Source organism: Ulvibacterium marinum (assembly GCF_003626755.1).
GTDB classification, from domain to species: Bacteria; Bacteroidota; Bacteroidia; order Flavobacteriales; family Flavobacteriaceae; genus Ulvibacterium; species Ulvibacterium marinum.
The window spans coordinates 12,973-36,650 of sequence record NZ_RBCJ01000003.1 but is presented as its reverse complement, the minus strand read 5'-3'; the positions used below and the strand labels follow the sequence as shown (position 1 = coordinate 36,650).

The window sequence follows — 23,678 nt, the reverse complement described above, 5'->3', positions numbered from 1 at the left end:
TTTTCAGCTTGCCTATAAAATTAACATAACCTAGTAAATTCAGTACAGAAATTAATACTAGCTTTGTTTATAAGCAATAACCTATTTAAATAGGTCGTCCAGTATAGATTATCAAAGGGTTGGGAATAAAAGATTAGGGACGATTTTTGTGATTTTCAATTTGATTTATAACAAGGCCCTTTTTTGTCAAAACCGCTTCTACAGATCGTTCCACGTCTTCCCGTTTCATGTTACTGCAAAGCTCCCAATAAATGATAAAACAATATTTTCAGTTCGTAGAATATTGAAAATAGGAATAACTCAGTATTATATCATCCGCCATTTGTACTATTCTTTGATGATCCGGGTGATTCTGATAAGCCTCCAGAATAGTCCTGGATGAAAACGTAACATGGACCATTAAGTCATAATCTCGCATAGAACTTTCAATCGTAGCTATTTCTACATTTTTCATTCCCTCAATTTTATAGGGTAACAGTTCAAATGTTTCTAAAAACATTTCTTTTTGCTCATTTGTTGCATTTGCTGACCATTTGTAAAGTAAGACGTGATGAAATTTATTGAAATCCTGACATCCTAAATTGAAAAGGCATACCAGAAATAATAAACACACATTTTTCATTTAGTCGCAGTATTTTTCTACACTATTTACTAGGTGCTACGTACGATATCTCTGAGAGGTCTTCCAAAAGCCTATAGTTCACCATTACAACACTCCATTGGCCACCTGTTTCAAAAGCTTCTTTCCATAATCGAACTTCCCCATAGTTTATCATTTCTCCCAGAAAATGCGTTTCAGCATGGTTATTCGATCTACCATATGCTACCGGATTCCCTTGAGCATCCGTGGCTATCCAAACAACAAATTTCCCCTCGATAAAAAAGTTGATTCTATCCTCAGCCAATTCATAGGTCAGAATTGGGTCTTCAGAGGCAATAAGATGAAATATTCTGGTGGGTATTCCTGGCCAAAAAGATCTGTAGCCGTTGACTATATCCACTTCCCATTCCTTTGTTTCGCCATTTTCATGAGTCCAACCAGAGTCAATATTCAGTGCTCTTTTTTGAATCCGCTCTGCACTCTCAGTGACAATCTTAATTCTTGGGTTCTCAAAATCTATCCAAAAATTTCTAACTAAAGGCAACTTAAGACCACTGAAATTGGCTATTTCCAACATATGAAATCCTTTGGCTGTTCTCCATGAATCCTCATTTCCTACAGCCTTCATAAGTTTTTCTATTCGCTCAGGTCTTTTTTGTTGATATTCCTGGCAAAGGATACTTGAGCAAAATGTAAAAATTGCAAAAAGAATAAAGATTTTTTTCATCTCAAAGGGATTGTTAACTGATTATTTTCCAGGTTCAAAACTTATGTCAGGTGCTTTTTTGTAACCCTTAACTTCAATATACTCAAATTGCCATTCAGCATTTTCTGAAGTGCTCCATCTGGGCAACATATAATTGCCAAAAACTGCCAAAGGGCCATGAATTGTAGCTTCTTCACCGTATTCACTTTTCATGATCCATTTAATGGGAACACTATTTTTGTTTAGCTCAATAGCACATAATAACACGTTGTTATCCTCAAGGACTTCCAAGACATTTTCTTGACTTAACCTGAAAGATAGTTGTGCTCTATTAAGGCTGATTCGTCGGCAAATAGAATATATGTTTCTTTTCCAATTAGCAATTTCTCTTTTCAGTCTCAACGAATCAAATTCATAATGCCTACCATCTTCAAGTATGCCCCATCCTCTGTTAGCTGTAAATGCCCTGACCCAGTTAAACGTTTCATTTTTGAGTCTAATTTTCGATTTGGGAGTGGTTAAATCCAACCATACCTCCATATGTATTGAGTCTGCTTGTTTGTACCACATTGTCTCTTTTATATAAAGAAAGTTAGTTTCTGCCCAAAGTTCTTCCCCACCCATATTATCAACAAATTCTTGAAGTACCGTCTCCAAGGCTTTTTCCTGAGAACAAACAGCTTGGAAAAACAACATAAATAACAGTAACATCAAAGAAATTATGCGATTCATATTTTTTCATTGTTTATGTGTTAAAAGTGATTATTTTATCTATTAGAACCATCCTGATTTGTAAATCATGAACGAAAATTTTGAAGGAGGTACTTATTTTTGTCAATATGAATTCAATGAACCATACTTATTTCATGGTTATGTGCTGTTCCCTTTTATTAGGGTTTTCAATCTTTTTTTCAATTTTTCTTTTGATTGAAAAAAAAAATCGCAAGTACAGTTTTACAAAATATCTGCTAGCCGCTATACTACTGGCTTTTTCCTTAAGAATTGGCAAATCTGTAATTTACATTCTCTTTCCTGAATATGGCGGTACACTTACTGCTATCGGCATAGTAGGAATGTTGGCAATTGGCCCACTCTTTTGGTTTTATATCTACGCTCTTCTCATAAAGAAAAAAATGAACTATTGGCACCTTACACCTATGTTAATGTTGATATTGGTCTTGCCCTGGTTAGCACATAACGGGACACAAAACATAAAACATCAGATTATTTCATTCATATACAAAACCAGTTTAGTCCATATGTTGGTCTATTTTATTATGGGTATTGGTGTATTTTATCAGAACGATTTGCCTTCAACCAAAAAACAAAACAAAAAGGTAAAGTGGGTGATAATATTTGTTTCCGCAATGTTTCTAATTTGGATAGGTTTTGTAGTTCAGGCTTTTCTAGGGAATAAAACCATTTACATTTTCGTAACCTTTAGTGAAGTGTTAATTCTATTCGCAATTGCATTGGTGGCCATGACGAGTTACCATTTAATAATTAGGTCGCCAAACAATTCATTGGAAAACGAGTTATGGCTTGAAAATCTTGCAAAAAAGGCCGTTATGGTATTAAAAAGGGATAGATTATATGTTAATAGCAACCTTTCAATTTCAGTGCTCGCCAATACAATAGGCACCAATAGTCACACTTTGTCCCTTGCGCTAAACAACTATGAAAACCAAAGTTTCCCCAAATTGCTAAATCAACTTAGAATTGAATATTCCCTAATATTACTTAAAGACTTCAAGAACCGTAATTTGAGTATTGAAGCGATTGCCTTTGAGAGTGGTTTCAACAGTTTGTCTGTGTTTTACCGAAACTTTAAAAATTACAAAGGCATAACACCCGCTGAATATCGTAAAATTCATGAACAGAGATGAACCTAAGTACTTTGGGTAGAACGATAATCTTGAGCAATTACCAAGGCTTATCGGGCATCCTACCTGGTAAGAAAATTCTAGATGAATACTTTGTCCCAAGACCCTATGCAATAAAGCTTTGGTGTCACAGCAATCCGTTTCTTATATGAATAAGAAACTTTTTTGGTATACCTCATGGGACATAAATAGTCTTTTGCAAGACTTTTTAAATTTGGTCAACAGTATAAGAAAGGTGAGACATCTTTAACAACGGTTAATGACGACGTTATAGATTGTAATTATCATTATTTTTTTAATGGTTTCAATGTACTTGTATTTATTTTTCCTCTTGGGGAGATGAATAAGAGCAGTACGAAAGTAATCTTGCAAAATATTTAGTCTGTTTGTCTTTTGATATTATTACTCCGAAAAGTATTTCTAATCGATTCATCCTTTCCAATTTGCAACACATGAATTGCTAATTTTTTTAGCGAGTTGAGTTCCCCATAACCTTATCAAATCCCCCCTATTGTTTCTACAATATTTCTAAAGACACCAATCCTAATAGCTATTTCTGACCATCTTGGAATCAATTTTTGAACTTCGGACACAATTCCTTTTGGGTTCTTAATTGTAAATTCTTCAGCGACTGCAAGCACATCTTTTAGACTAATTTCAGTGCGCTTTCCATTTATGGAAAGTGCCCTTGAGGTCGCTTTAAAGGTTATCCGAGGATTTAAGGCATAGGTCACTTCATAGGCGGGGCCTAAGTGCCAGCTATACGTTGACTTGTTATAGATAAAACTATGGTTCTTTAAATGGTCGTCAACATTCCGAAACACCAAATTGAAAACCATACGCCGAAAGAGTAGCTGGATATCTTTATGAGGTACACCCAAACTCAATGCTACCTTAAAGACATTTTCATAGGATGAATTTTAATATAACGAACTGTCAGAGCATAGTATTCAACTCAAAAAACAATACCTATTGAGCCAAATAGGAGGTTTAAACGGCTCATGATCAATGCAATTAGCGAAACGAAGTTTCGTGCCGCAGGCCTTTAATCCCTTCAAATTGGATGTTCTTAGGCCGGATTCAAAGTTCAAAATGTATGGAAAGGCAACAGCCCCTGACACTTAGTGCCAAGGGCTGTTTTCTTTGCGGTCTGGACGGGACTCGAACCCGCGACCCCCTGCGTGACAGGCTTGAATTTTCAGATATTTCTAAAGTCAAAAATCAATTTAACATATTGATTTTTAGATATTTAATAGATTTAGATGTCTTTTGGTTTGGTTCGATATCAAGAAAAAGTTTGCAAAAAGTTTGCAATTTTTATTCGTAACTTAAATAAAAAAGCAGACGAAAATGGCCAAAATAAGCCTGATATTGGACACTAGGAAAAGCTCTAGAAAGACGGATGGCACATACCCGATCTCTTTAAGCGTCTATCATGTAAAAACGAGATATCTAAGCCTTGGTCATTCAACATCGATTCTTGGTTGGGACCAGGCCAATACCAAACTGAGAAAATCGGTCGCCTGTAACAAAGGTCTTCGCTGTGAGGAGATCGATACTGAATTGGAGGATAAATTGTATCAGGCCAAATACTTGCTGAGGGAACTTGGGAACAGTCTACGCCATTTGGATGTCAACGGTCTAATTGAATTGATCAAGGACAGGTGGAACGACAATATAAAGTCCGAGATCAAAAAGAAGGTCGAGAACAATATCTCCCTTGAGGACTGGGGCGAGGTTCTTATCGAAAGAAAGCGCAGTGCCAATAAACCGGGAACGGCCAAATGGTATTCCAATGGCATCGCGGCCCTTGAAAAATTCAATAAGGGGAAAACGATCAGACTTTACGAGATCACGGTCTCTTTCCTAAGAAACTTCGAAGCTCATCATTTGGGAATGGGGAACAGTAAAAATACCATTAGTATATATCTCAGGGCCGTTAGGGCCATTTATAATTCCGCTATCGAGGAAGACCGGTTCGTACCCTTGAAGAATGCTTTTGAGACCTACAAGATCCCGTCCGGTGGCCGTACCAGGAAAAGGGCCAGGACAAAGGAGAATATGAACGGCATAAAGGAGCTGGCCTATCCGGCAGGTTCCATTCTCTGGCATGCAAGGAACTATGCCATGATCATGTTCTACTGTAGGGGAATGAACTTCATAGATCTTGTCCAGGTCAAGGTCGGACATATTACGGATACCCATATATACTATGGAAGGAGCAAGTCGGACAAGCCCTTAGCAGTAAAAATAGTTCCCCAACTTCGCGAAATTCTTGATTTTTATATAGTAGGTAAGCGGCCAGGTGACTATCTGTTCCCGACAAATTATGACGGGAGTACGGAACATTATCAAAAGTATAAGTCCCAAAGAAGAAGAATGAACGAGAGATTGAAGATCATAGCCAAGGATGCCGGTATCGAAGGAAAGTTCACGACCTACAACATCCGGCACTCCTGGGCCACGATAGCTAAATATCTAGGAATTTCCACCGAACTGATAAGCGAGGCGCTGGGCCATAGCTCCTTGAGGACGACCCAGGTCTACCTGAAGGACTTCGATAATGACGTATTGGATGAAGCCAATGCGTTGGTAGTGGCCTAATAGTTAGTATATTGGTTCAGTAAAATAACTCTTACATATCGATATTTGGTCGGACCCCACAAGAGAGGACCGTAATCTGGTTTACTTTAAGGGAGCCTAAGTGATACATCTACTCAGAATGGAATTGTGAGAAGAAAACTTTTGGGCGGCATCAAATATTACAGTAAGAAATATTTTGGCAGGTTGGTCAATACCACGGATTTTCAAAAAGCATTTGAAAAATCAACCGGTCGGGATCTTAAAGCTTTCTTCAAAAAATGGATATACGAAACGGAGGGATAAAGAGCTACTAAATGGAACGTTTATGAAAAAACTTTGTTTTCTTTAGAACACCTTTTTTATTGTACCATTTATGAACACTTGGAATTTAATCGTCCCTTCATTTTAATATTTTTTTAGTTAGTAGCCATATTCACTTTTAGTACAGCCCTGCCAATTAATACAAAATCTTTATTTTCTATCCTAAACGCGTAAATAGTTTTCAATGGATGACTTTGCAAAAAATCATCGGGTCATTGCCTATAGCCGTCGTTATGCACACCCGAACGGGCAAACGGTAAATGATTCTAACGACTATTCGGTTATGGCACATGCCCAAGATCTTTCAGAATTTTTAAAATCTCTGGATTCAGGTCCTGTACATCTGGTAGGCCATTCTTATGGTGCCTTCACCTCATTGATAACGGCTTTGGAGCATCCAGAATTAGTACAAAGTTTGACTCTTGGTGAGCCACCGGTAATGTCACTTTTGCAAAATATTCCTAAGGGAGACGAATTACTAGGGCAATTCGTTACTAAAGTATTTGTCCCAACGGGTGCAGCATTTGAAAATAATAACCATAAAAAAGCGGTCGAGCTTTTTATTGGTGGGGTATTGGACGATAGTCTTTATTTCTCTCAAGCTCCTCAACAACAAAAAGAAATTATGTTGGACAACATTGTGGAACTAAAAGCGGTGGCTTCTAGGCAGGATCTTTTCCCGCCAATGGACTGTGGCAAAATCAAACAGTTGCAGATGCCAACATTATTGGTAAAAGGTGATCGATCGCCTCAAATTTTGATTGCCCTGATCAACGAACTCGATGCATGTATCGAAGGTAATGAAATGGCAACCTTGACTAACACTTCACATGGGCTGGAATACGAAAACCCCATGGAGTTCAATAGAGTAGTTCTCGACTTTATTGACAAAAATCGACAAACTGAGAAATAAACATCTATTTTCTAAAAGCCCTAAAAAGGAACAATTTATAAGACTCGAACAAATTTCTAAATCGGATTCTGAATGTGGTTATTATTTAACATCAACTTTTTCTTAATGAAGCGGTCATAGCAGAGTGTTTAGTAAGGTTATTATTGATTAAAGTAGTAGTGTTTTTAAAATGATTCTATTTCCAGTGATTTTAGTATTATAGCTAACTCAATATGCTAATTGAGCTCTTTTATAAGTATATTTAAAAGACGAAGTTGGAAATAAGATACAGAAAAATAAATCAAAAAATTAAGAGACTAGTTATTTGAGCAGTTATTGTATTTTATTACCATTTTTTTAATTTCAATAATCTATTCAGAATAATTATGCGATTGGTACAATTAATACACAAACGTCATGGACGAAAAGTGGCTTTGGTAGAAGAACCAAAACTGAGACTTGTCTCCGGTTATGAATCAGTATATGAGCTTGTCGTGAAAGCAATACCTGATGGCGGGAGTCTAAAGAACTTAGTGATACAAAATCTTACAGAAAGTGAATTGGATTATGATGCTATTTATAAAGGAAGTTCGGATTGGGATTTACTTCCCTCCTTTGATCACCCAATTGACCCATCAAAATTAATGTTATCCGGTACGGGATTGACCCATAAGGCCAGTGCGGAAAATCGTCAAAAGATGCACGAGGCCATTGAGGAAAAGGAACTAACCGATAGTATGAGAATGTATCTATGGGGTGTGGATAAGGGACATCCAAAAAAAGAGGAGATTGGGGTTCAACCTGAATGGTTTTACAAAGGAAATGGTTCAATACTCATGCCGCATGGAGCACCTCTCGAGATTCCCTCCTACGGACTCGATGGAGGGGAAGAACCTGAAATAGCCGGAGTTTATTTCAACGATATGGAAGGAAACCCTTGGAGGGTCGGTTTTACCACAGCGAATGAATTCTCAGATCATATCATGGAAAGAAAAAACTATTTGTACCTAGCTCCCTCAAAAATAAGAAATTGCTCCATAGGTCCGGAATTGATAATTACCTCCACTTTTCAGAACATTCAGGGAAAAGTTAGCATTTTCAGAAATGATAAGGTTCTATGGGAAAAGAGCATACATACGGGAGAAAAAAATATGGCGCATAGCCTCGAAAATCTAGAACACCATCATTTTAAATATTCCAACCATAGGTTACCAGACCATGCCCATATTCACTTTTTCGGAGCGGACGCTTTCAGTTTTGGCGAACAGATAACACTTGAGGAAAATGATATTATGGAGGTTGGATGGGAAGGCATGGGAAGACCTCTTAGAAACCCATTAGTCCAAAACAAAAAAAGTGAAAAGCAAGTACGGATAGGTGTCCTCTAATAGCAATGTCGTATTAGCTTCGCTATTTTGGCCTTTGCAAAAATCGTCATGCAAAAAGATTGGCTTGCGCTATCATAAGGTTGGCGAATTCTATTGGGTGCATATTTTTATTTCCTCGTATTTCCAAGGTCATGGTTTTTAAATTGGGACTATTCTTTATGACTTTTTTGGTTAGCCGTAAAATGAATTGGGACAGTTCATTTCCTTTGGTAAAAGGCAAGTGTCCATCAGTGTAGCCATCCAACGGGTTTCCTTCAGGAACATTCACGTGTATTTGGTATACTTTATCGCCTATGATTTGAAGAAGTTCTTCAAAATAGTCCGTTATTGATCCGCCATATTCCCTTTGATGAATTTTTGTGTCGGCCGTTATAAAAACGTGGCTGATATCAAATAGAAAACCAATGGGAAGAATGCCCTTATTTTCCAAGCTTTGATAAAGATCTCGATAAAAATCAATATCGCACACCCATTGTAAAGCGGCATTTGTTCCAAATTTTTCAAAAACCTTTTCTATTTCGAATTTGTGCACTTTTACTTTATGGGATTGTATTTCCCAATCTATGGGTCTCTTCCGTGTATAGTCCATAGGTTCCAACAATACCTGTTTTTGCAATTCCGGTGGAGTGGACTCGTTCAATAATCTTTCAAAACCCAAAATGTTATCGCAAATAACGGAAAGTAACCGCTCTCTTGATGTAAACAGTGTGGAAATTTCAGGGGCATCGGGATAAGCACGCATTTTGTAAACCTTTTCTGCTGAGAATCCACAATGAAAAGCCACCACGGGAGAATTCGTATTTCTAATTAAGTTCAATACCTTTCTACCTTGAGGACTTTCAAAAACGGATAGCCAGTTAGGGTTGCCCAAATTATTCATCTCAAAAACCAACGGATCATGTGCTGCACATTTTAATCCTGAACTCTTAATGGACTCATAGTGCTGTACAAGGCTATATACCTCAATGCCAGAGATGATGCCCGATTGTTTAAGAATATCCTGTGCCTTGTAATCGGAAAGTAGTCCATCAAATATTGAGATGTAGATATCGTTCACTTGGAGTTTAAAAATGATTTAAAATTTGTTTACGAAAATAAGAATATGGTTTACCACAATAGAGCGTATATCGCAACATAGGTCAAAATCAGGATTACTATCCAATACCAAACCTGCCTGTAAAAAGGTAAGCTTTTCGCAAATAGGTCTTTGGGCAATTTTCCCATTTTCTTGCTCCATACATAATCAGCGGAATTGGGATTTATACTGGCCGGGCTAATTTTGCTGATGAGTACGGCGGCAACGAATATGAATATTCCAAGGATGCCCGCAACAATGTAACCATTCATGGAAACATTTAACAAGGTAAGTATAAAGGGAAGAACGAACATTGGAAAAGTTAAACAGAGAATCCAAAAAGCCGCTTGGTTACTAAACTTTTCCCAGGAAACACCAAGGACAAATACAATCATTGACGGTACGGCTACAAAGGCCCAACACTTTTGAAAATATTCGAAGATTTGATCGAATTGCTCCACTACGGGAGCCCATAACGCTCCGAAAATGAGTAATAATCCACCAACTATGCGACCTATACGTATAAGCTTTTTGTCATCCGCTTTCTTGTTGATCATCCGTTGATAAATATCAAAGGTGAAAATTGTGGAACAGGCATTGGTAATCGCCTCTATAGTTGAGATAATAGCCCCGGTAAGGCCTGCAAAGACAATTCCCTTCATTCCACTGGGGATGAGTTGATTTACTACAAGTAAATAGGATTCATCGGCATTGTTCGAAACAAAGTCCAGATGAAGGGCTCTTGTAATCAGCCCTGGAAATACATCTGCCAGTGGAATAAGAATGGCAAGAAACCCTGCGAACAATACACCCATTTTAGCATGCCATTCGTTCTTAGCTCCCAAAGCAGCCTGATTGATAGATTGGTTTGTACAAAAAAACCAAATGTTGGTCGATAGCATTAAAACAATAAGTGCCGGCCATGGTATTTCGGGATGATCTGCCGGTAAGATCAGATGGGCCCTTTCACCTGTACCTATAATTTCCTTAATCCCACCCGGAACTTCTATTACGCCAAGTATAAATACCAATATACCGCCCCCGATCAACAATATGGATTGGAACATGTTTGTCCATGCAACTGACTCCATTCCCCCGTAAATTGAAATAAGCCCCGCCACAATGGTCAGTATCCATATTCCAAAGTAAATATTGTCAAGTTCAAAGATTACTTTAATGGCAAACGCTCCTGAATAAAGCACCCCGGCAAGGTTGATGAACACATAAATCAAGATGGAGATAATTGCAAATAAAGTTCGAGTACGGGGCTCGAACCTCATTTCTAAAAAATGGGGCATTGTAATTACCTTTTTGCGGATATAAAAGGGAATGAATACAAGGACCAACAAAATTATGGCGGGTCCATTGAGCCATTCCCAATTGGCAACGGAAATACCGTATTGATACGAGTAGCCTACCGCGCCAAGAAAATGCTCCGAGCTTATTCCCGCGGCAATTATCGAAAATCCGACGGCATACCACGGCAAGGTCTTACTGGTCAAAAAGAAATCCTTTGCGACCTCATTGCTTTTCTTTCTTCCGGAAACAAAACCAATAATCAAAAGAATAACAATATAGCCGACAAAAATTAAGGTGTCAAGAGCGTTTAATTCCATGATAGAAGAGGTTATGCAATCATATCTGTTAAGTCTTGAACATAATCAATTGACTATTTATTATCATGGAAAGGGGTATGATAAAGCATCCCAAATCCACGGTCAAACTATTCATCACTCTTTTCAAAAATTAACTTTCTGGGTTCCTGAAGGCCTAATAAATATTTCGTGGCATGAATTCTCACCAAAAATGCTTTCCATTAGTTTAGTGTACATTTCAACTTTTTCGTTCGGAAGAAATACTTGTATGGTACCGGCAAAACCTCCCCCATGCACTCGCCAAGCACCTTCTTTTAAAACTTGATCTGTTGTTGCCAGGGCAATACTGATTCCTTGTTGCTCAACATTTTTTATTGAATAGCAATTTTGGCAAAGCATCCAGGAACTCTCACCAGATTCTTTTATTAGAAGAAGAAAATCATCGATTTTATCATTTTTTAGAGCTTCCACTTGCCTCACCACCCGCATATCGTCATTCAGGAAATGAAATGCCCTAAGAACGGCCCTATCACTAACTTTAGTTCTTAAAAAATTTAGGTTTTCTAGTATTTTTGAATCTGTAAATTCGCGGAGAAAACTACCTCCTAAATGCTTGGCCACATTTTTCATTTCATTTTCGAGAGCCGCGTAATCATCGTTCAAGTCGGCATGATCTCCCCCCGTTTCAATAATCATTATGGCCAAACCTTTATTGGAAAAATCATAGTTTACGACCTCGATAATCGGATTACTGAAATCCTTGAAATCTATAAAAACCAATCCGCCATAAGCACATGTCGTTTGATCCATAAGCCCACAAGGCTTTCCAAAGTAATTGTTTTCTGCAAACTGTGCGATTTGAGCTATGTTTGTGTTGTCCAAGGCACCTTGGTTGTAAAAGTGATTCAAGATGGTGGCGATAAGTACTTCAAAAGCAGCGGATGAACTGAGTCCAGCCGCTTTGGGCACATTGCCGTTTAAGCACGCCCTAAAACCACCAATTTTATGGCCCTGCTGGACGAATCTGGCACACACTCCCTTGACCAAAGCCCTTGAGGTAAACTTTTCTCCTTCTTTTGGCTCAAGGTCAGTAATGTTGACCTTTATTTCATCATAACCACTGGATTGGACAACAACGCTATCGTCATTCGTGGGCGCGCAAACGGCTATAATATCCAAATCGACCGACGCAGCCAATACCCTACCCGCATTATGATCGGTATGGTTACCCCCTACTTCAGTTCTTCCAGGAGTCGAAAACAATGACAGGTCGTTAAAATCAGGGAAGCTGGTCTCAAAATTTTGGACCAATGCCTTATAACGCTTTCTCTGTCCCGTAATCTTTGCAGGTTTGTTGCCATATAGTTGCTTAAAAAGATTTGTTGCCTTGTCCGACTCAATCTTTTTCGTTAATTGCTCGACATTCATTCTGAAACCACCTTTACTTTCTTGCTAAATTCAATAATACAATTTGCCATATATTCAATTGCTTCATTGTTTAGACGTGGATGAATGGGAAGAGTGATCAAAGTGTCAATAATATTTTCCATAACGGGACATTCCCCTTCCCCGTGGCCTTGTCTTAAATAAGGTTCGGTCAAATGAATAGGCATATAGTGCGACCAGCACTTAATTCCCTTTTTGGTATACATTTCCCACATAAAATCGCGCTTGCTCATTGGAAAATGTTTGGTAAGGCGAAACATAAAGACATGCCAAACATGTTTGCCTTGGGAATCCTCTTCAGGAAGTATAATACCTTTTACATCGTCCAATTTAGAACGAAGCTTTTTGGCTAGTTTGGTTCTACGGGCATTGTGTGCAGGTAATTTTTTTAATTGCTCTATCCCCACAGCCGCCTGTGCATCGGTCATTCTAAAGTTATATCCTATATTGTCAAAATACAATTTCCAGTATTCCTTGTTCATTGGATATTCTGATTCATCAATTGGTAGATACTTTGTACTGCCACCATACGTCCTACAACATAAGGAACGATAGCTCAATACAGTTTCAAAGAGTTTCTTGTCATTTGTCGTCACCATTCCGCCCTCACCCAAAGTAGACATGTTTTTTTGTTGGTGAAAACTGAACACACCCATATGACCAAGGTTCCCAGATTTTTTGCCCTTATACTCCCCGCCTGGATTATGTGCGCAATCTTCAATGACGCGAACGTTGTATTTTTTGGCAATATCTATGATTTTATCCATTTCACAGCACCGACCAAATAAATGAACTGGAACTATGGCCTTTGTTTTATCCGTTATGAGTGCCTCCAACTTGTTGGGATCCATATTGATGGTATCCTCGGTTACATCACAGAATACAATCTTTGCTCCAAGAACCGAAAAGGCGGTAGCTGTGGCAATCCAACTATTGGGCGTAGTAATAACCTCATCTCCCGGTTCTACTCCCGCGGCTATTCCGGCCAAGGTAAGGCCGGTAGTCGCCGAAGTGACCGTCAAGGCATATTTTGTTCCACAATACTTCGCAAAGGCCTCTTCAAACTGCTTTACTTTTACGCCACATGATGGGGCACCGTTTCGTACCACTTGAAGCAGAGCATCCTCTTCTTCCTTACCGTAGATTGATCCGTTGGCGACTTCTAGTTCATATTTAATTGTCGGTTTGACCATTTTTCAAATTTTAGTTTCGATTCGGCTAGCTGCATTTTCTATAGTTTCTTTCAAGGTAGGCATCCTCGTTTTTAAAACTTTGTTGGCCTTGGATACATCCAAAACCCCCATTTGATGACGCAAAGCCTTGTTTTTCGTTGCATTTTTGGAAGTATCCTCCACTATTTTTTCTGTGGGATAACCTAACTTTTCGGCAAGCATTTGGGTAAGTCTAAGCCGGTTAACAGGTTCTGTACATCCAATATGCAGAATGCCTTCGAATTCTGATGAGGATATCTCCAAAATGACATTCGCCAATGTCCGTACATCAATAGGTGTCCTTATAATAGCAGTAGGGGCCGTTATACGTTCCCCCACCATTAGTTTTTTTTCCAAGCCTGCAACAAAGGAATTACCGGAATCCAAAGGATATCCTAATATGAGGGATACCCGTAGAACGACACCTTCAGGATATTCCCTTAGAATTGATTTTTCTGCTTCGGCCTTGGTTTGGCCATAATAGTTGAGGGGGGCAACGGCATCCTCTTCCGTATACGATCCGCTCCTTCCGTTGAACACGGCGTCGGTGGATAAGAATATGTATTTGATTTTTTTGTCGGCACATATTCGTGCGATATTTATCGCACCCAATGTATTTACCTTGTAGGCCGTTTCTTGATGAAATTCTGCATAATCAATATTGGCTATTGCAGCAGCGTTTACTACAACATTGGGCACAAACGAATCTATAAGTCCCTCAACAGCCGTAAAATCTGTGATGTCCACGGTATGCATATCTAACCCTTCTAAAAGTTTTTTAGTGCTTCTAGAGGCCACACTTACCTCCCAGCCCTTTCTAAGTGCCAGTGCGGCAATATTACTACCGACAAATCCATTCCCCCCAAAAACCAATAGTTTCATAAACAGTTATATAGTATTGTTCTGATATGTTGGCATTTGATTTTTAAGTTGATGTCCACATTTGTGACCAAAATACTTAAAAATAATTAATAAAAGTAAATAAAAGATAATAAAAAGAAATCTTTAGTTTACTTTTTATCTGATTCTCAAAAAACCTACATTCAGAAACAGATTCCTTTATTTCGGAATGCACTTCGTCTAGTATTGGGCAAAATATTATCTTCAATCACTTGATATTCGATTTGCACAATAGCTATTAGTTGGCACTAAAACACTTATGATTAATCTGGCCCGATATCACTTGAAAGCTGAAAGAAACCCTCAAAAGGCGGTACGGCGACTATTTTATGGGCTATTGTATTGTCCTCGTCCTGAAATATGTAAAAGTAGGTTTCAACATCGGTACTACCGGTAAAATCAACGGTTATAGTATTATTTTCATGCTTAAAGTTTTCAATTTTGGAAGTAGTATGGGCCCTGACAATTCTCAAGGCATCATCTGTAAGCATGTACCAAGGTTCATAGCCGGCTAGAGCCTCGTTTATTTTTTTAAGTTCTTCCTCCCAGTTTTTGGGTTTTATCAGATAGATAAAATCGGTTTCATGGGTAAATAGTGTGGCCAGTCCCAAACCATCCAAGGATCTGGTCAGTTGTTCCACAGCGCGATCTACCGTGGCTCCAACATCATTATCAGGCTCCCATTCATAACCCGTAACATCCCGGACAACCACACGGGAATTAAAAAATTCGTATCCTGAAAAATTGACAAAACCATTATAATATTCCGGCCTATCGCCCATCAAATCAGGATTTAGGCCTATCGTACCTTTTATACCATTTACGCGAAAAGGGCCACATTGAAGCCATGGTGTTTTATCTGACCAAGGGAGGTCGGGCTCCAGACCGATCCCCAAGAATTCTATGCCCCATTTCTCCTTTATATGTGGAAGTGCCTTGATTGCAATCTCACCATGATGGGGAACCAGATAATTTGAGATAGGCAGCGGTGCGTTGGCATCGTACCATTTGTCGACTGCCTCTAAATTTTCCTGCAATATATCGTCGGAAAAATTTTTTCTTTCTTGATGATTGTAGAAAATGAATTCATCATATTCCTTTGCACGATATTCCAGGGCATCAGGATAATAGTAGAAATCAATGTCAGCTGTTCGTGGCGGTCTTCCCAGAGCATGGGGCGAAGCGGTTCCTTTACCTTCCTTAATGATTTGTCGTAATTCTTGTATGCCATCGGGAGTAACATTGTAGATAAACAAGGACATCCAAGGTTTGAAACCATATTTGTTTGCAATGTGCACCCAATAAAATGCACTTTCATTCCACAAATGGCCCCGGCCTGCCACATCGTCGACTCGCATGGTAACCAGAGGAGGTAGGCTCTGCATGACAAAAGGTTTTTTTGCCGCCCAAACCATGGAGCGCCACAGGCAGTCGTCCAATCCTGCCCAGGGTCCCAATATTTGTGGCCTAGCCCATCCCAAACTTGTCCATTGTACCACTTTTCCCGCTTCCTTCTGGAAGACCGCCAAAAGAGGTGCACCAGTTATGTTTATTAGGTTCTTGCCACTTTCATAGGAATTATTGGCAATATTCAAAGCATTGAAAAGTCGCATTTTCTCGCCGGGTTTGTGCCATTCGGTAATATAGTGCTTCTCATTGGCGAAGTGGACACTATCATTGCCAACCGACATGTTGGCCATGGATTTCGGCTTGTAAGGTATGGCCTCATCAAAACTTACTACTCCCGTACCGGATTGTATTTCCTTTTTTAAAAAAGCTTTCAACTGTTCACTTTCTTGATTGGCGCCATCAAGGAATTTCATATGTGAGATGATGATGAGGCTCCATTCACCTGTTATCTCCAATAATTTACTTCTATTGATATCCTGAGCTACGTAAGGAATCCCAAAATGTTCCAGATATGGTACTAGCAGTTCTTCATGTTGATCCACTTCATTTGAGTTACTGTTATATAATACCAAAACCTGCTGTGTACCTGTAGTCGATTTTTTACAACTGAAGTTGAAACTTAAAATTGCGAGAAACAGAATAAACGTGTTCCGTGTTAATTGAATCATGGATAATATTTTTGTTCGTCAACATTTCTTAAACTGGCACATTTGGAATTCTTTGCCTTACAACTTCCCCTATTTTACAAATTAGTATGGCATTACACGTGGCGCAGTGCAAAAAAGCGCAAGTGATTTTTCGAAAATAGAATTTTTCTTTTATTTTTGAAAATTTTTGTTTCTTTTCGTATATATTTGTTTCTAAGCTATTCGAAGATTGGAGACTCTGGAAAAGCTTCTTTGAAATTTTAGGATTCCAAAAGGACAGTAATAGTATAAGTTCAATAAATTCATTCTTTTATTGCAGGAAGGTTCAATCCCTTGAGACCCGCTAATGTTATTTGCTGAACATTGATAATACACAACATAATTGGTGTCTTCATCAGAATAGAAGTCCATCCGCAATGGAAATAAAGTGAATTCAAAAAAGTATCGACATGAAAAAAAAGTATCATAAAGCAATTTTTAGTATCGCCTTTTTTTTACAGTCCTGTTTCATTTTCTCCCAAAACGTGAACTATAATATCAGGGATTATGGTGCGAAAGGAGATGGAACTACCATGAATACGATTGCCATACAAAATGCAATTGATGAATGCCATCAAAATGGTGGGGGAGTTGTAGTTGTTCCAGCAGGTAAATATCTATCGGGGGCCATCTATTTAAAAAGTAACATTAATCTGTATTTGGCTCCAGGTTCCTTGATCATAGGTAGCGGAAAATTGGACGATTATCGACTGGAGTTGGACGGGATGATCGGAAATCAAAAAAATACGTTGGGAAGTATTAATACAGGGGAAAAGACAATTAGCGGAGAATCGGATAGGGCCGGTTTGGTAACAGCTTATAATGCCAATAATGTATCCATTTCCGGACAGGGAATTATCGATGGCAATGCCATGGCCTTTCATGACAAGAACAAAATGCATTGGGGCAAGGAAGGTGCGGCATACAAGAATACGCGACAAGGGGATGTCTATAAAGATCCCAAGTTTGCCTTGCACGATCCCCTAGCACATGATGAACGCCCGGGAAATCTTATCCGACTCATCAATTGTGTGGACGCACGCGTTAATGATGTTACCTTTCAAAACTCACCTACTTGGACCTTTCAAATCCAATCGTGTGAAAACGTGACGGTTTCGGGAATCAGGGTCAATAGTTTTGACAGCAACCTAAGGGTGCCTAATGATGACGGAATCAATATACAATCCTCTACTCTAGTCCGTATTTCAGATAGCGATATTCATACCGGAGACGACTGTATTGCCAATTTCAATGTAAAAAAACTAACGGTGACGAATTGCACTTTATCTTCAAGATCATCCGCTATCCGTGTTGGGGATACCCGCGGGGATGTAGAAGACCTTACCTTTTCTAACCTGATTATTTATTCTGCCAATAGAGCCCTTGGGGTTTACGTTCGAGCATCGGGTTCTGTTTCCAATGTTCTGTTTTCCGACATTATTATTAAGAATCAATTATTCACCGGTCATTGGTGGGGCCAAGGAGAGCCCATACATATATCCGCACTTCCATCGAACTTTTTTGGTTTCGAGGAAAAATTGGGGACAATTTCCAATGTTCGCTTCAAAAATATCATTGCCGAAACCCAAAATGGTGCCATCGTATATGGAAGTGAAGAAAGTATCATTAAAGATGTGTCCTTTGAAAATGTGAAACTGATTATCAACGATAGCCCCATAAATGATCAGTTTGGTGGGAATTTTGATCTTAGGCATACTACGGAAATGGAACAAGCCCTTTTTGCCCACGAAATCCCTGGAATTTTTACCAGGTATACGGATGGCCTCGAGCTCATCGATTTCAGCGTGGAATGGAAAGAAGATTTACCCGAGTTTTTTACCAACGCCATTCATTGTGAAGAATTCAATGATCTTACCATAGATGGATTCAAGGGCCAATCCCGAAATCCCACATTACACCCATCGATATCCCTTAAGGATGGTAGAGAGGTTACCATACGAAACAGTAAGGCCACAAAGGGCACCGTAAACTTTTTGAAGCACAATAATATTTCCGATTACCGATTGTTTGGCGGGAATGATCTTTCAGACGCGAAAAAGGCATTCGTTCCCGAAACTACCGGATTCGCCATGTATGGGAACTTAATGCCTAAATAGATTATGGATTTTACTACAAAAACTTTTTCAAGTCAATATAGAAGCTAAGATGCTATTTTCAAAATTCACTTTTCAATGTCATATTAAGAAGATAGTGATTGTAAACAGCTTTCTACTCTTTTTGATTTTTCAAGCGCAACTGCTGTATCCACAAAATAAGGAATACAATATTGCCACATACGGGGCCGTAAACGATGGTCTTACAATGGCTACACAGGCCATTCAGGCCGCCATTGAAGATTGCCATAAGGATGGTGGTGGAATCGTAGTTGTCCCGCCGGGAGAGTATATTTCCGCTCCTGTTTATTTAAAGAGCAATATTACTTTATATCTGGCTCCTGGAGCAGTACTTAAGGGGAGTGGAAATTTGAAAGACTACCGTCTCGAATTGGATGGAATGATTGGCGATCAAAAAAACACTTCAAAAAATACGATCAATACTGGAGAGCGAACCATTAGCGGAGAATCGGATAGGGCCGGGCTTATCACGGCCTACAATGCCAATAATATATCCATAATTGGTGAAGGTATCGTTGACGGTAATGCAATGGCCTATCATGATGAAAACAAAATGCATTGGGGGGGAGATAGGGAGGCCAATACCTTTACCAATACCCGACAGGGGAAAGATTATGTGAATCCCAAATATAATGTTCATGGCCCGTTGGCACATGATGAGCGCCCAGGCAATTTAGTCAGGTTAATCAATTGTGAAGATGTCAGGGTACGGGATATCACGTTTCAAAATTCTCCAACTTGGACATTCCAAATAAATACCTGTAAGAATGTTACCATTTCAGGAATCAGGATCAACAGTTTTGCGAGCGACTTGAAAATCCCCAATGACGATGGTATCAATATTCAAGCTTCTACACTTGTGCGTATTTCGGATAGCGATATCCATACCGGAGATGATGCAATTGCAGTTTTTGATGTCACCAAACTCGCAGTTACAAATTGTTCGCTTTCATCACGATCTGCCGCAGTGCGAATCGGTGATACGGGTATGGGCAGGGTGACGGAAGATTGTATTTTTAAAAACATAATCATATATGCTTCCAACAGGGCATTGGGTGTATTTCTACGAAGGGCGGGATCTATATCAAACGTGCTTTTTTCCGATATCATAATTAAAAACCAATTGTTTACGGGACACTGGTGGGGGCAGGGAGAGCCCATACATGTCTCTGCACTTCCGTACGATGAAAATGGCACAATTGCAAAATTCGGGACTATTTCCAATGTTCGTTTTAAAAATATTATTGCTGAATCCCAACATGGGGCCGTGGTCTACGGTTGTCCAGAAAGTATTATCAAAAATGTGTCTTTCAGCAATGTAAAGCTGTTTATAAAAAACAGTCCGATCAATGAACAGTTTGGGGGAAACTTTGATTTTAGATATACGACACGAATAGATCCCGCACTTTTCGCCCATGATATTCCAGCAGTTTTTACCCGATATACCTATGGGTTGGAATTAAAGGATATCAGGGTGAAATGGGCCAAGAATTTGCCGGATTTTTTTACGAACGCCATTCACTGTGAAGAATTTACCGACCTTACTATTGATGGTTTCAAGGGCATAGGGAACAATCCTACCCTTTACCCTACGCTATCATTAGTAAACGGAAAGGGATTGACTGTCAAAAATAGCAAAGCCTTGAGGGGTACAATGCATTTTTTGGAACATAGTAACGTGAAGGAACATCTAGTATTTAGCGGAAACGACCTTTTAAATGCAAAAAAAACCTTTACCCCTTCTTCATCCAACTTTACCATGTTCGGGAACATTTTATCCGAATAAAAAGCTCCTATGCCAAAAGACTTATAGAAGAGCATAACAAATTGAAACAACTAAACAGCCATCCAATGAAAAATTATCGAATAGTCCGGGTATGTTTTATGCTAATGACGACTTTTATTTTTTCCCAAAATAATGAAGGCATATATATTCCCGTCCCTAAAGAAGTTTCCGGGGTTTCAAACCCAAAGGTAAGTTTGAACGGGCAATGGAAGTTTTCCTTGGAACCACCCATCAATTTTTGGGAGAAAGGAATTAACCTTTCGTCATGGGATGCTATTATGGTTCCAGGGGAGATACGGACGCAGGGGTTTGCCATTGAACATGATAGGGAAGTTGCTTATAGAAAGGACATAGAGATACCTGAGGATTTTAAAGGCAAGTCCATTTTACTCCGTTTCGATGGTGTTTATAACTATGCCCGGGTATGGGTGAACGGCAATTTTGTAAAGGAACATTATGGGGGCTTCACCACTTGGTATTGTGATATTACAAAATGGGTCAAGGCCGGAAAAACAGTCACCGTAACATTGGGCGTAACCGATCGTGAAAATGACATTTCAATGGCCAGCGGTTATGCCAAACATGTAATTGGTGGAATTATTCGGGATGTCTACGTTTTGGCACTACCGAAGACGTACATCAATGGCATCAAAATAGATACCGATTTTGACGAAAATTATAAGAATGCCGAGCTGGTCTTGCAACTTTCCGGGCATTTTTATAAAGTCAAAAATGTAGAAGTACAAATTGAACTTTTCTCACCGGAAGGTATCCCCGTAAAACTTCCGTATGATAATATCTCCATATCCAAAGAAGAAAATCCGGTTACCAAAAGAATTGGAGTTACTTTGCCCAAAAAATGGGATGCCGAACATCCCAATCTATATACGCTGAACCTAAATGTTCTTGCCAACGGTAAGGTTTTGGAAAAAATCTCAAAAAAAATCGGTTTTAGGGAAATAATGCAAAGCGGAAAAAACCTGTTCGTAAATGGAAAGGAGATAAAATTGCGGGGCGCGAACCATCATTCCACACACCCATTGACCGGAAGGACGGTCACCAGGGAATTGGAAAAAACCGATGTCCTACTAGCCAAGGAAGCCAATATGAATTTTCTACGAACCTCCCATTATCCTCCTACCCATGCCTTTTTGGATTACTGTGACGAATATGGTATTTATGTTGAGGACGAATCCGCAGTAACCTTTGTAGATGTAAATCATCATGCGACACAAGATAACCCTAAGTTCGCAGATAGATATTTAGGTCAATTAAAGGAGATGGTGTGGGCGCATTACAACCACCCCTCTGTACTTATGTGGTCTATTGCCAATGAAAGTGTATATGGCTCCAATTTTCAATTGTGCTATGATTGGTTAAAACAAATGGACAAGACGCGCCCTGTGGCCTTTAGCTATCCCAGCACCGTAAAAGGTAATACGGCCTATGACATTATAAGTATCCATTATCCACATTTTGACCAAATTTCCAATAGTATTGAAGGTCTTTTTGACCCCAAGCTAAAAAAACGGGTTCCCTATGTCCGTGAAAATCTTCCGGTATTGTATGACGAGTGGGCGCATGTTCCCACGTACAATGCGGAAACGATAAAGGAAGACCCCAACGTCAGAAACTTTTGGGGCCATAGCATCCAGGCCATGTGGGGTCAAAGTTTTAACGAAAACGGTGTGCTGGGCGGAGCCATATGGTGTATGGTAGATGACGTGTTCTTGCTGCCTAAAACCGAAAAAGATGCCTCACAAAGAATTTCCAAATTCGGAACTGGCGAATGGGGCATCGTGGATGCTTGGAGAAGAAAAAAGCCTGAATTTTGGCATACCCGTAAGGGATATTCCCCCATAAAAATTTTGGACAGGGAATTCGAAATTCAGGAAACAAAATCGACACTGCAAATTGCCGTGCAAAACCGTTTTGACCATACCAATTTCAATGAACTGGTCATCAAATGGAAGGTAGGGGAAAAATCCAGCCAATTACAAAACATCGACATCCCTCCACATTCTTTTGGAATACTTGGCATTCTCGAGCAGGATTGGGGACCAAACGATAGCCTTGAACTTAAATTCTATAAAAATGACAATTTGGTCGACGAGTTTAGATTAAATATAAACCCCAAGGAAACGTTGAAGGATCAAGATAGGGAATATAAGGAAGCCGCGCCCAAGATTGTAGACAATGGTACGGAACTTACAGTGAGCTCGGGTAATTTTAAATTGGTCATTGATAAATCGAAAGGTTTAATTTCCGAAGGCAGCTATTATGGGAGCCGGGTAATTATGAGTGGGCCCCATCTTCAACTCTCCCCGATTGAACTCAAGGAATGGACATTAAAAAATCTGAATTATCAGAAAAGGGAGCATGAAGTGCTGGTGCACATTTCGGGAAGTTACGATTCCATAAACGTAAATTACCATTTATCCATTAAAGGAAATGGAACCCTGATTACGGAGTTTGAAATTGAAAATCCTCCGCCTCCACCTCCCAATGGTGATGAATGGTGGCCAAAAGAAGGGTATAAGGAAGTAGGTGTGGCTTACGTATTGGATGGATCGATCAATCTCAATTCTTGGGAAAGAAGGGCATTATGGACCGTTTATCCGGAAAATCATATGGGAAGAATTCAAGGAACGGCTAGAAGAATCAGTAAAGCGACTAAAGAAGTGATACGAGAAAAACCTGATTGGGCATACGAAATGGACATGCAAAATGTATACGCCAATAAAGGAACTGCAGTACCTTTTGGCGCATCCAATGACTTTAGGGGAACCAAGGAAAACATTTACAGGTCCTCCGTATATTCGTCCGTTACCAATTCCGGTGTAACCGTGGAATCCGATGGCGATTTGGCCGTCAGGCTAAAGGCTGCAACCATGGAAACGGATTCACCGATAAAAATGTATATAAACACTTTATGGGACTACCCTGCCCTTGGATGGGGTTGTTACATGAAGGAAGCGATAGAACTACCCAATAATTATAAAGAAAAAGTTGTTATAAAGGCTTTTAAAAGAAGGGATGTGAATGTCCAAAAATAATACG

The 23,678-nt window shown here is 39.3% G+C and carries 17 protein-coding genes and 1 pseudogene; 8 read left to right on the top strand and 10 right to left on the bottom strand.

All coding sequences use genetic code 11. The annotated features are described in order from the left end of the window. Positions 1 to 268 precede the first annotated feature (268 nt). From D7Z94_RS13235 to D7Z94_RS13225, 3 genes are all read right to left on the bottom strand, one after another. Positions 269 to 622, bottom strand: a complete 354-nt coding sequence (locus tag D7Z94_RS13235; protein ID WP_120712094.1) for a Dabb family protein — start codon at positions 620 to 622, stop codon at positions 269 to 271. Positions 623 to 644: 22 nt separating this feature from the next. After that, a complete protein-coding gene (locus D7Z94_RS13230; protein ID WP_147415892.1) occupies positions 645 to 1,229 on the bottom strand; it encodes a hypothetical protein in 585 nt (194 codons plus the stop codon). Between the two features lie 120 nt (positions 1,230 to 1,349). Further along, positions 1,350 to 2,039 carry a hypothetical protein gene (locus D7Z94_RS13225; RefSeq protein WP_147415891.1) on the bottom strand — a complete coding sequence of 230 codons (690 nt, stop codon included), beginning with the start codon at positions 2,037 to 2,039 and terminating at the stop codon, positions 1,350 to 1,352. A gap of 191 nt (positions 2,040 to 2,230) precedes the next feature. On the opposite strand from D7Z94_RS13225, the gene D7Z94_RS13220 reads away from it, so the two are divergent. Next, positions 2,231 to 3,193, top strand: coding sequence for a helix-turn-helix domain-containing protein (locus tag D7Z94_RS13220; protein WP_158594635.1), 963 nt, complete (start codon positions 2,231 to 2,233; stop codon positions 3,191 to 3,193). Between the two features lie 494 nt (positions 3,194 to 3,687). Here D7Z94_RS13220 and D7Z94_RS13215 read toward each other — a convergent pair. Continuing rightward, positions 3,688 to 4,092, bottom strand: a pseudogene (locus D7Z94_RS13215) (HipA domain-containing protein); the annotation flags it as partial. Between the two features lie 448 nt (positions 4,093 to 4,540). Here D7Z94_RS13215 and D7Z94_RS13205 point away from each other — a divergent pair. The 4 genes from D7Z94_RS13205 to araD1 all read left to right on the top strand — a co-directional run bounded on the left by D7Z94_RS13205 (position 4,541) and on the right by araD1 (position 8,374). After that, positions 4,541 to 5,794 (top strand): tyrosine-type recombinase/integrase, encoded by a 1,254-nt coding sequence (locus D7Z94_RS13205; protein ID WP_120712088.1) that lies wholly within the window; start codon positions 4,541 to 4,543, stop codon positions 5,792 to 5,794. 126 nt (positions 5,795 to 5,920) lie between these two features. Then, positions 5,921 to 6,076 carry a M1 family metallopeptidase gene (locus D7Z94_RS25545; RefSeq protein WP_147415890.1) on the top strand — a complete coding sequence of 52 codons (156 nt, stop codon included), beginning with the start codon at positions 5,921 to 5,923 and terminating at the stop codon, positions 6,074 to 6,076. A 202-nt stretch (positions 6,077 to 6,278) separates the two neighbouring features. Next, complete coding sequence (locus tag D7Z94_RS13200) at positions 6,279 to 7,007, top strand: alpha/beta fold hydrolase (protein ID WP_120712087.1); 729 nt, start codon at positions 6,279 to 6,281, stop codon at positions 7,005 to 7,007. A gap of 365 nt (positions 7,008 to 7,372) precedes the next feature. Then, positions 7,373 to 8,374 (top strand): AraD1 family protein, encoded by a 1,002-nt coding sequence (gene araD1, locus D7Z94_RS13195; RefSeq protein WP_120712086.1) that lies wholly within the window; start codon positions 7,373 to 7,375, stop codon positions 8,372 to 8,374. Between the two features lie 46 nt (positions 8,375 to 8,420). Here the strand turns inward: araD1 and D7Z94_RS13190 are convergent, their stop codons facing one another. The 6 genes from D7Z94_RS13190 to D7Z94_RS13165 form a co-directional block, all read right to left on the bottom strand. Then, a complete protein-coding gene (locus D7Z94_RS13190) occupies positions 8,421 to 9,431 on the bottom strand; it encodes a hypothetical protein (protein ID WP_120712085.1) in 1,011 nt (336 codons plus the stop codon). A gap of 50 nt (positions 9,432 to 9,481) precedes the next feature. Beyond that, positions 9,482 to 11,065 (bottom strand): SLC5 family protein, encoded by a 1,584-nt coding sequence (locus tag D7Z94_RS13185; protein ID WP_120712084.1) that lies wholly within the window; start codon positions 11,063 to 11,065, stop codon positions 9,482 to 9,484. Between the two features lie 123 nt (positions 11,066 to 11,188). After that, the gene (locus D7Z94_RS13180; protein ID WP_120712083.1) at positions 11,189 to 12,472 is read right to left on the bottom strand and encodes a galactokinase; all 1,284 of its coding nucleotides are present in this window, start codon (positions 12,470 to 12,472) and stop codon (positions 11,189 to 11,191) included. Continuing rightward, positions 12,469 to 13,683 carry a DegT/DnrJ/EryC1/StrS family aminotransferase gene (locus D7Z94_RS13175; RefSeq protein WP_120712082.1) on the bottom strand — a complete coding sequence of 405 codons (1,215 nt, stop codon included), beginning with the start codon at positions 13,681 to 13,683 and terminating at the stop codon, positions 12,469 to 12,471. Before D7Z94_RS13175 ends, D7Z94_RS13180 begins: the two co-directional genes overlap by 4 nt. Positions 13,684 to 13,686: 3 nt before the next feature. Then, on the bottom strand, positions 13,687 to 14,583 hold the full coding sequence (locus tag D7Z94_RS13170; RefSeq protein WP_120712081.1) for an SDR family oxidoreductase: 897 nt from the start codon (positions 14,581 to 14,583) through the stop codon (positions 13,687 to 13,689). 281 nt (positions 14,584 to 14,864) lie between these two features. Further along, on the bottom strand, positions 14,865 to 16,679 hold the full coding sequence (locus D7Z94_RS13165; RefSeq protein ID WP_147415889.1) for a hypothetical protein: 1,815 nt from the start codon (positions 16,677 to 16,679) through the stop codon (positions 14,865 to 14,867). 428 nt (positions 16,680 to 17,107) lie between these two features. Here D7Z94_RS13165 and D7Z94_RS13160 point away from each other — a divergent pair, with 428 nt between their 5' ends. The 3 genes from D7Z94_RS13160 (at position 17,108) to D7Z94_RS13150 (ending at position 23,674) form a co-directional block, all read left to right on the top strand. Next, the gene (locus D7Z94_RS13160; RefSeq protein ID WP_120712079.1) at positions 17,108 to 18,814 is read left to right on the top strand and encodes a glycoside hydrolase family 28 protein; all 1,707 of its coding nucleotides are present in this window, start codon (positions 17,108 to 17,110) and stop codon (positions 18,812 to 18,814) included. A gap of 49 nt (positions 18,815 to 18,863) precedes the next feature. Further along, the gene (locus D7Z94_RS13155; protein WP_120712078.1) at positions 18,864 to 20,618 is read left to right on the top strand and encodes a glycoside hydrolase family 28 protein; all 1,755 of its coding nucleotides are present in this window, start codon (positions 18,864 to 18,866) and stop codon (positions 20,616 to 20,618) included. A 65-nt stretch (positions 20,619 to 20,683) separates the two neighbouring features. Beyond that, positions 20,684 to 23,674 (top strand): glycoside hydrolase family 2 protein, encoded by a 2,991-nt coding sequence (locus D7Z94_RS13150; RefSeq protein WP_120712077.1) that lies wholly within the window; start codon positions 20,684 to 20,686, stop codon positions 23,672 to 23,674. Positions 23,675 to 23,678 lie beyond the last annotated feature (4 nt).

Coding starts and splice junctions, on each gene's coding strand:
- D7Z94_RS13235 (WP_120712094.1), bottom strand. CDS start 622: ATGAAAAATGTGTGTTTATTATTTCTGGTATGCCTTTTCAATTTAGGA.
- D7Z94_RS13230 (WP_147415892.1), bottom strand. CDS start 1,229: ATGAAGGCTGTAGGAAATGAGGATTCATGGAGAACAGCCAAAGGATTT.
- D7Z94_RS13225 (WP_147415891.1), bottom strand. CDS start 2,039: ATGAATCGCATAATTTCTTTGATGTTACTGTTATTTATGTTGTTTTTC.
- D7Z94_RS13205 (WP_120712088.1), top strand. CDS start 4,541: ATGGCCAAAATAAGCCTGATATTGGACACTAGGAAAAGCTCTAGAAAG.
- D7Z94_RS13200 (WP_120712087.1), top strand. CDS start 6,279: ATGGATGACTTTGCAAAAAATCATCGGGTCATTGCCTATAGCCGTCGT.
- araD1 (WP_120712086.1), top strand. CDS start 7,373: ATGCGATTGGTACAATTAATACACAAACGTCATGGACGAAAAGTGGCT.
- D7Z94_RS13185 (WP_120712084.1), bottom strand. CDS start 11,065: ATGGAATTAAACGCTCTTGACACCTTAATTTTTGTCGGCTATATTGTT.
- D7Z94_RS13180 (WP_120712083.1), bottom strand. CDS start 12,472: ATGAATGTCGAGCAATTAACGAAAAAGATTGAGTCGGACAAGGCAACA.
- D7Z94_RS13175 (WP_120712082.1), bottom strand. CDS start 13,683: ATGGTCAAACCGACAATTAAATATGAACTAGAAGTCGCCAACGGATCA.
- D7Z94_RS13170 (WP_120712081.1), bottom strand. CDS start 14,583: ATGAAACTATTGGTTTTTGGGGGGAATGGATTTGTCGGTAGTAATATT.
- D7Z94_RS13165 (WP_147415889.1), bottom strand. CDS start 16,679: ATGATTCAATTAACACGGAACACGTTTATTCTGTTTCTCGCAATTTTA.
- D7Z94_RS13160 (WP_120712079.1), top strand. CDS start 17,108: ATGAAAAAAAAGTATCATAAAGCAATTTTTAGTATCGCCTTTTTTTTA.
- D7Z94_RS13155 (WP_120712078.1), top strand. CDS start 18,864: ATGCTATTTTCAAAATTCACTTTTCAATGTCATATTAAGAAGATAGTG.
- D7Z94_RS13150 (WP_120712077.1), top strand. CDS start 20,684: ATGAAAAATTATCGAATAGTCCGGGTATGTTTTATGCTAATGACGACT.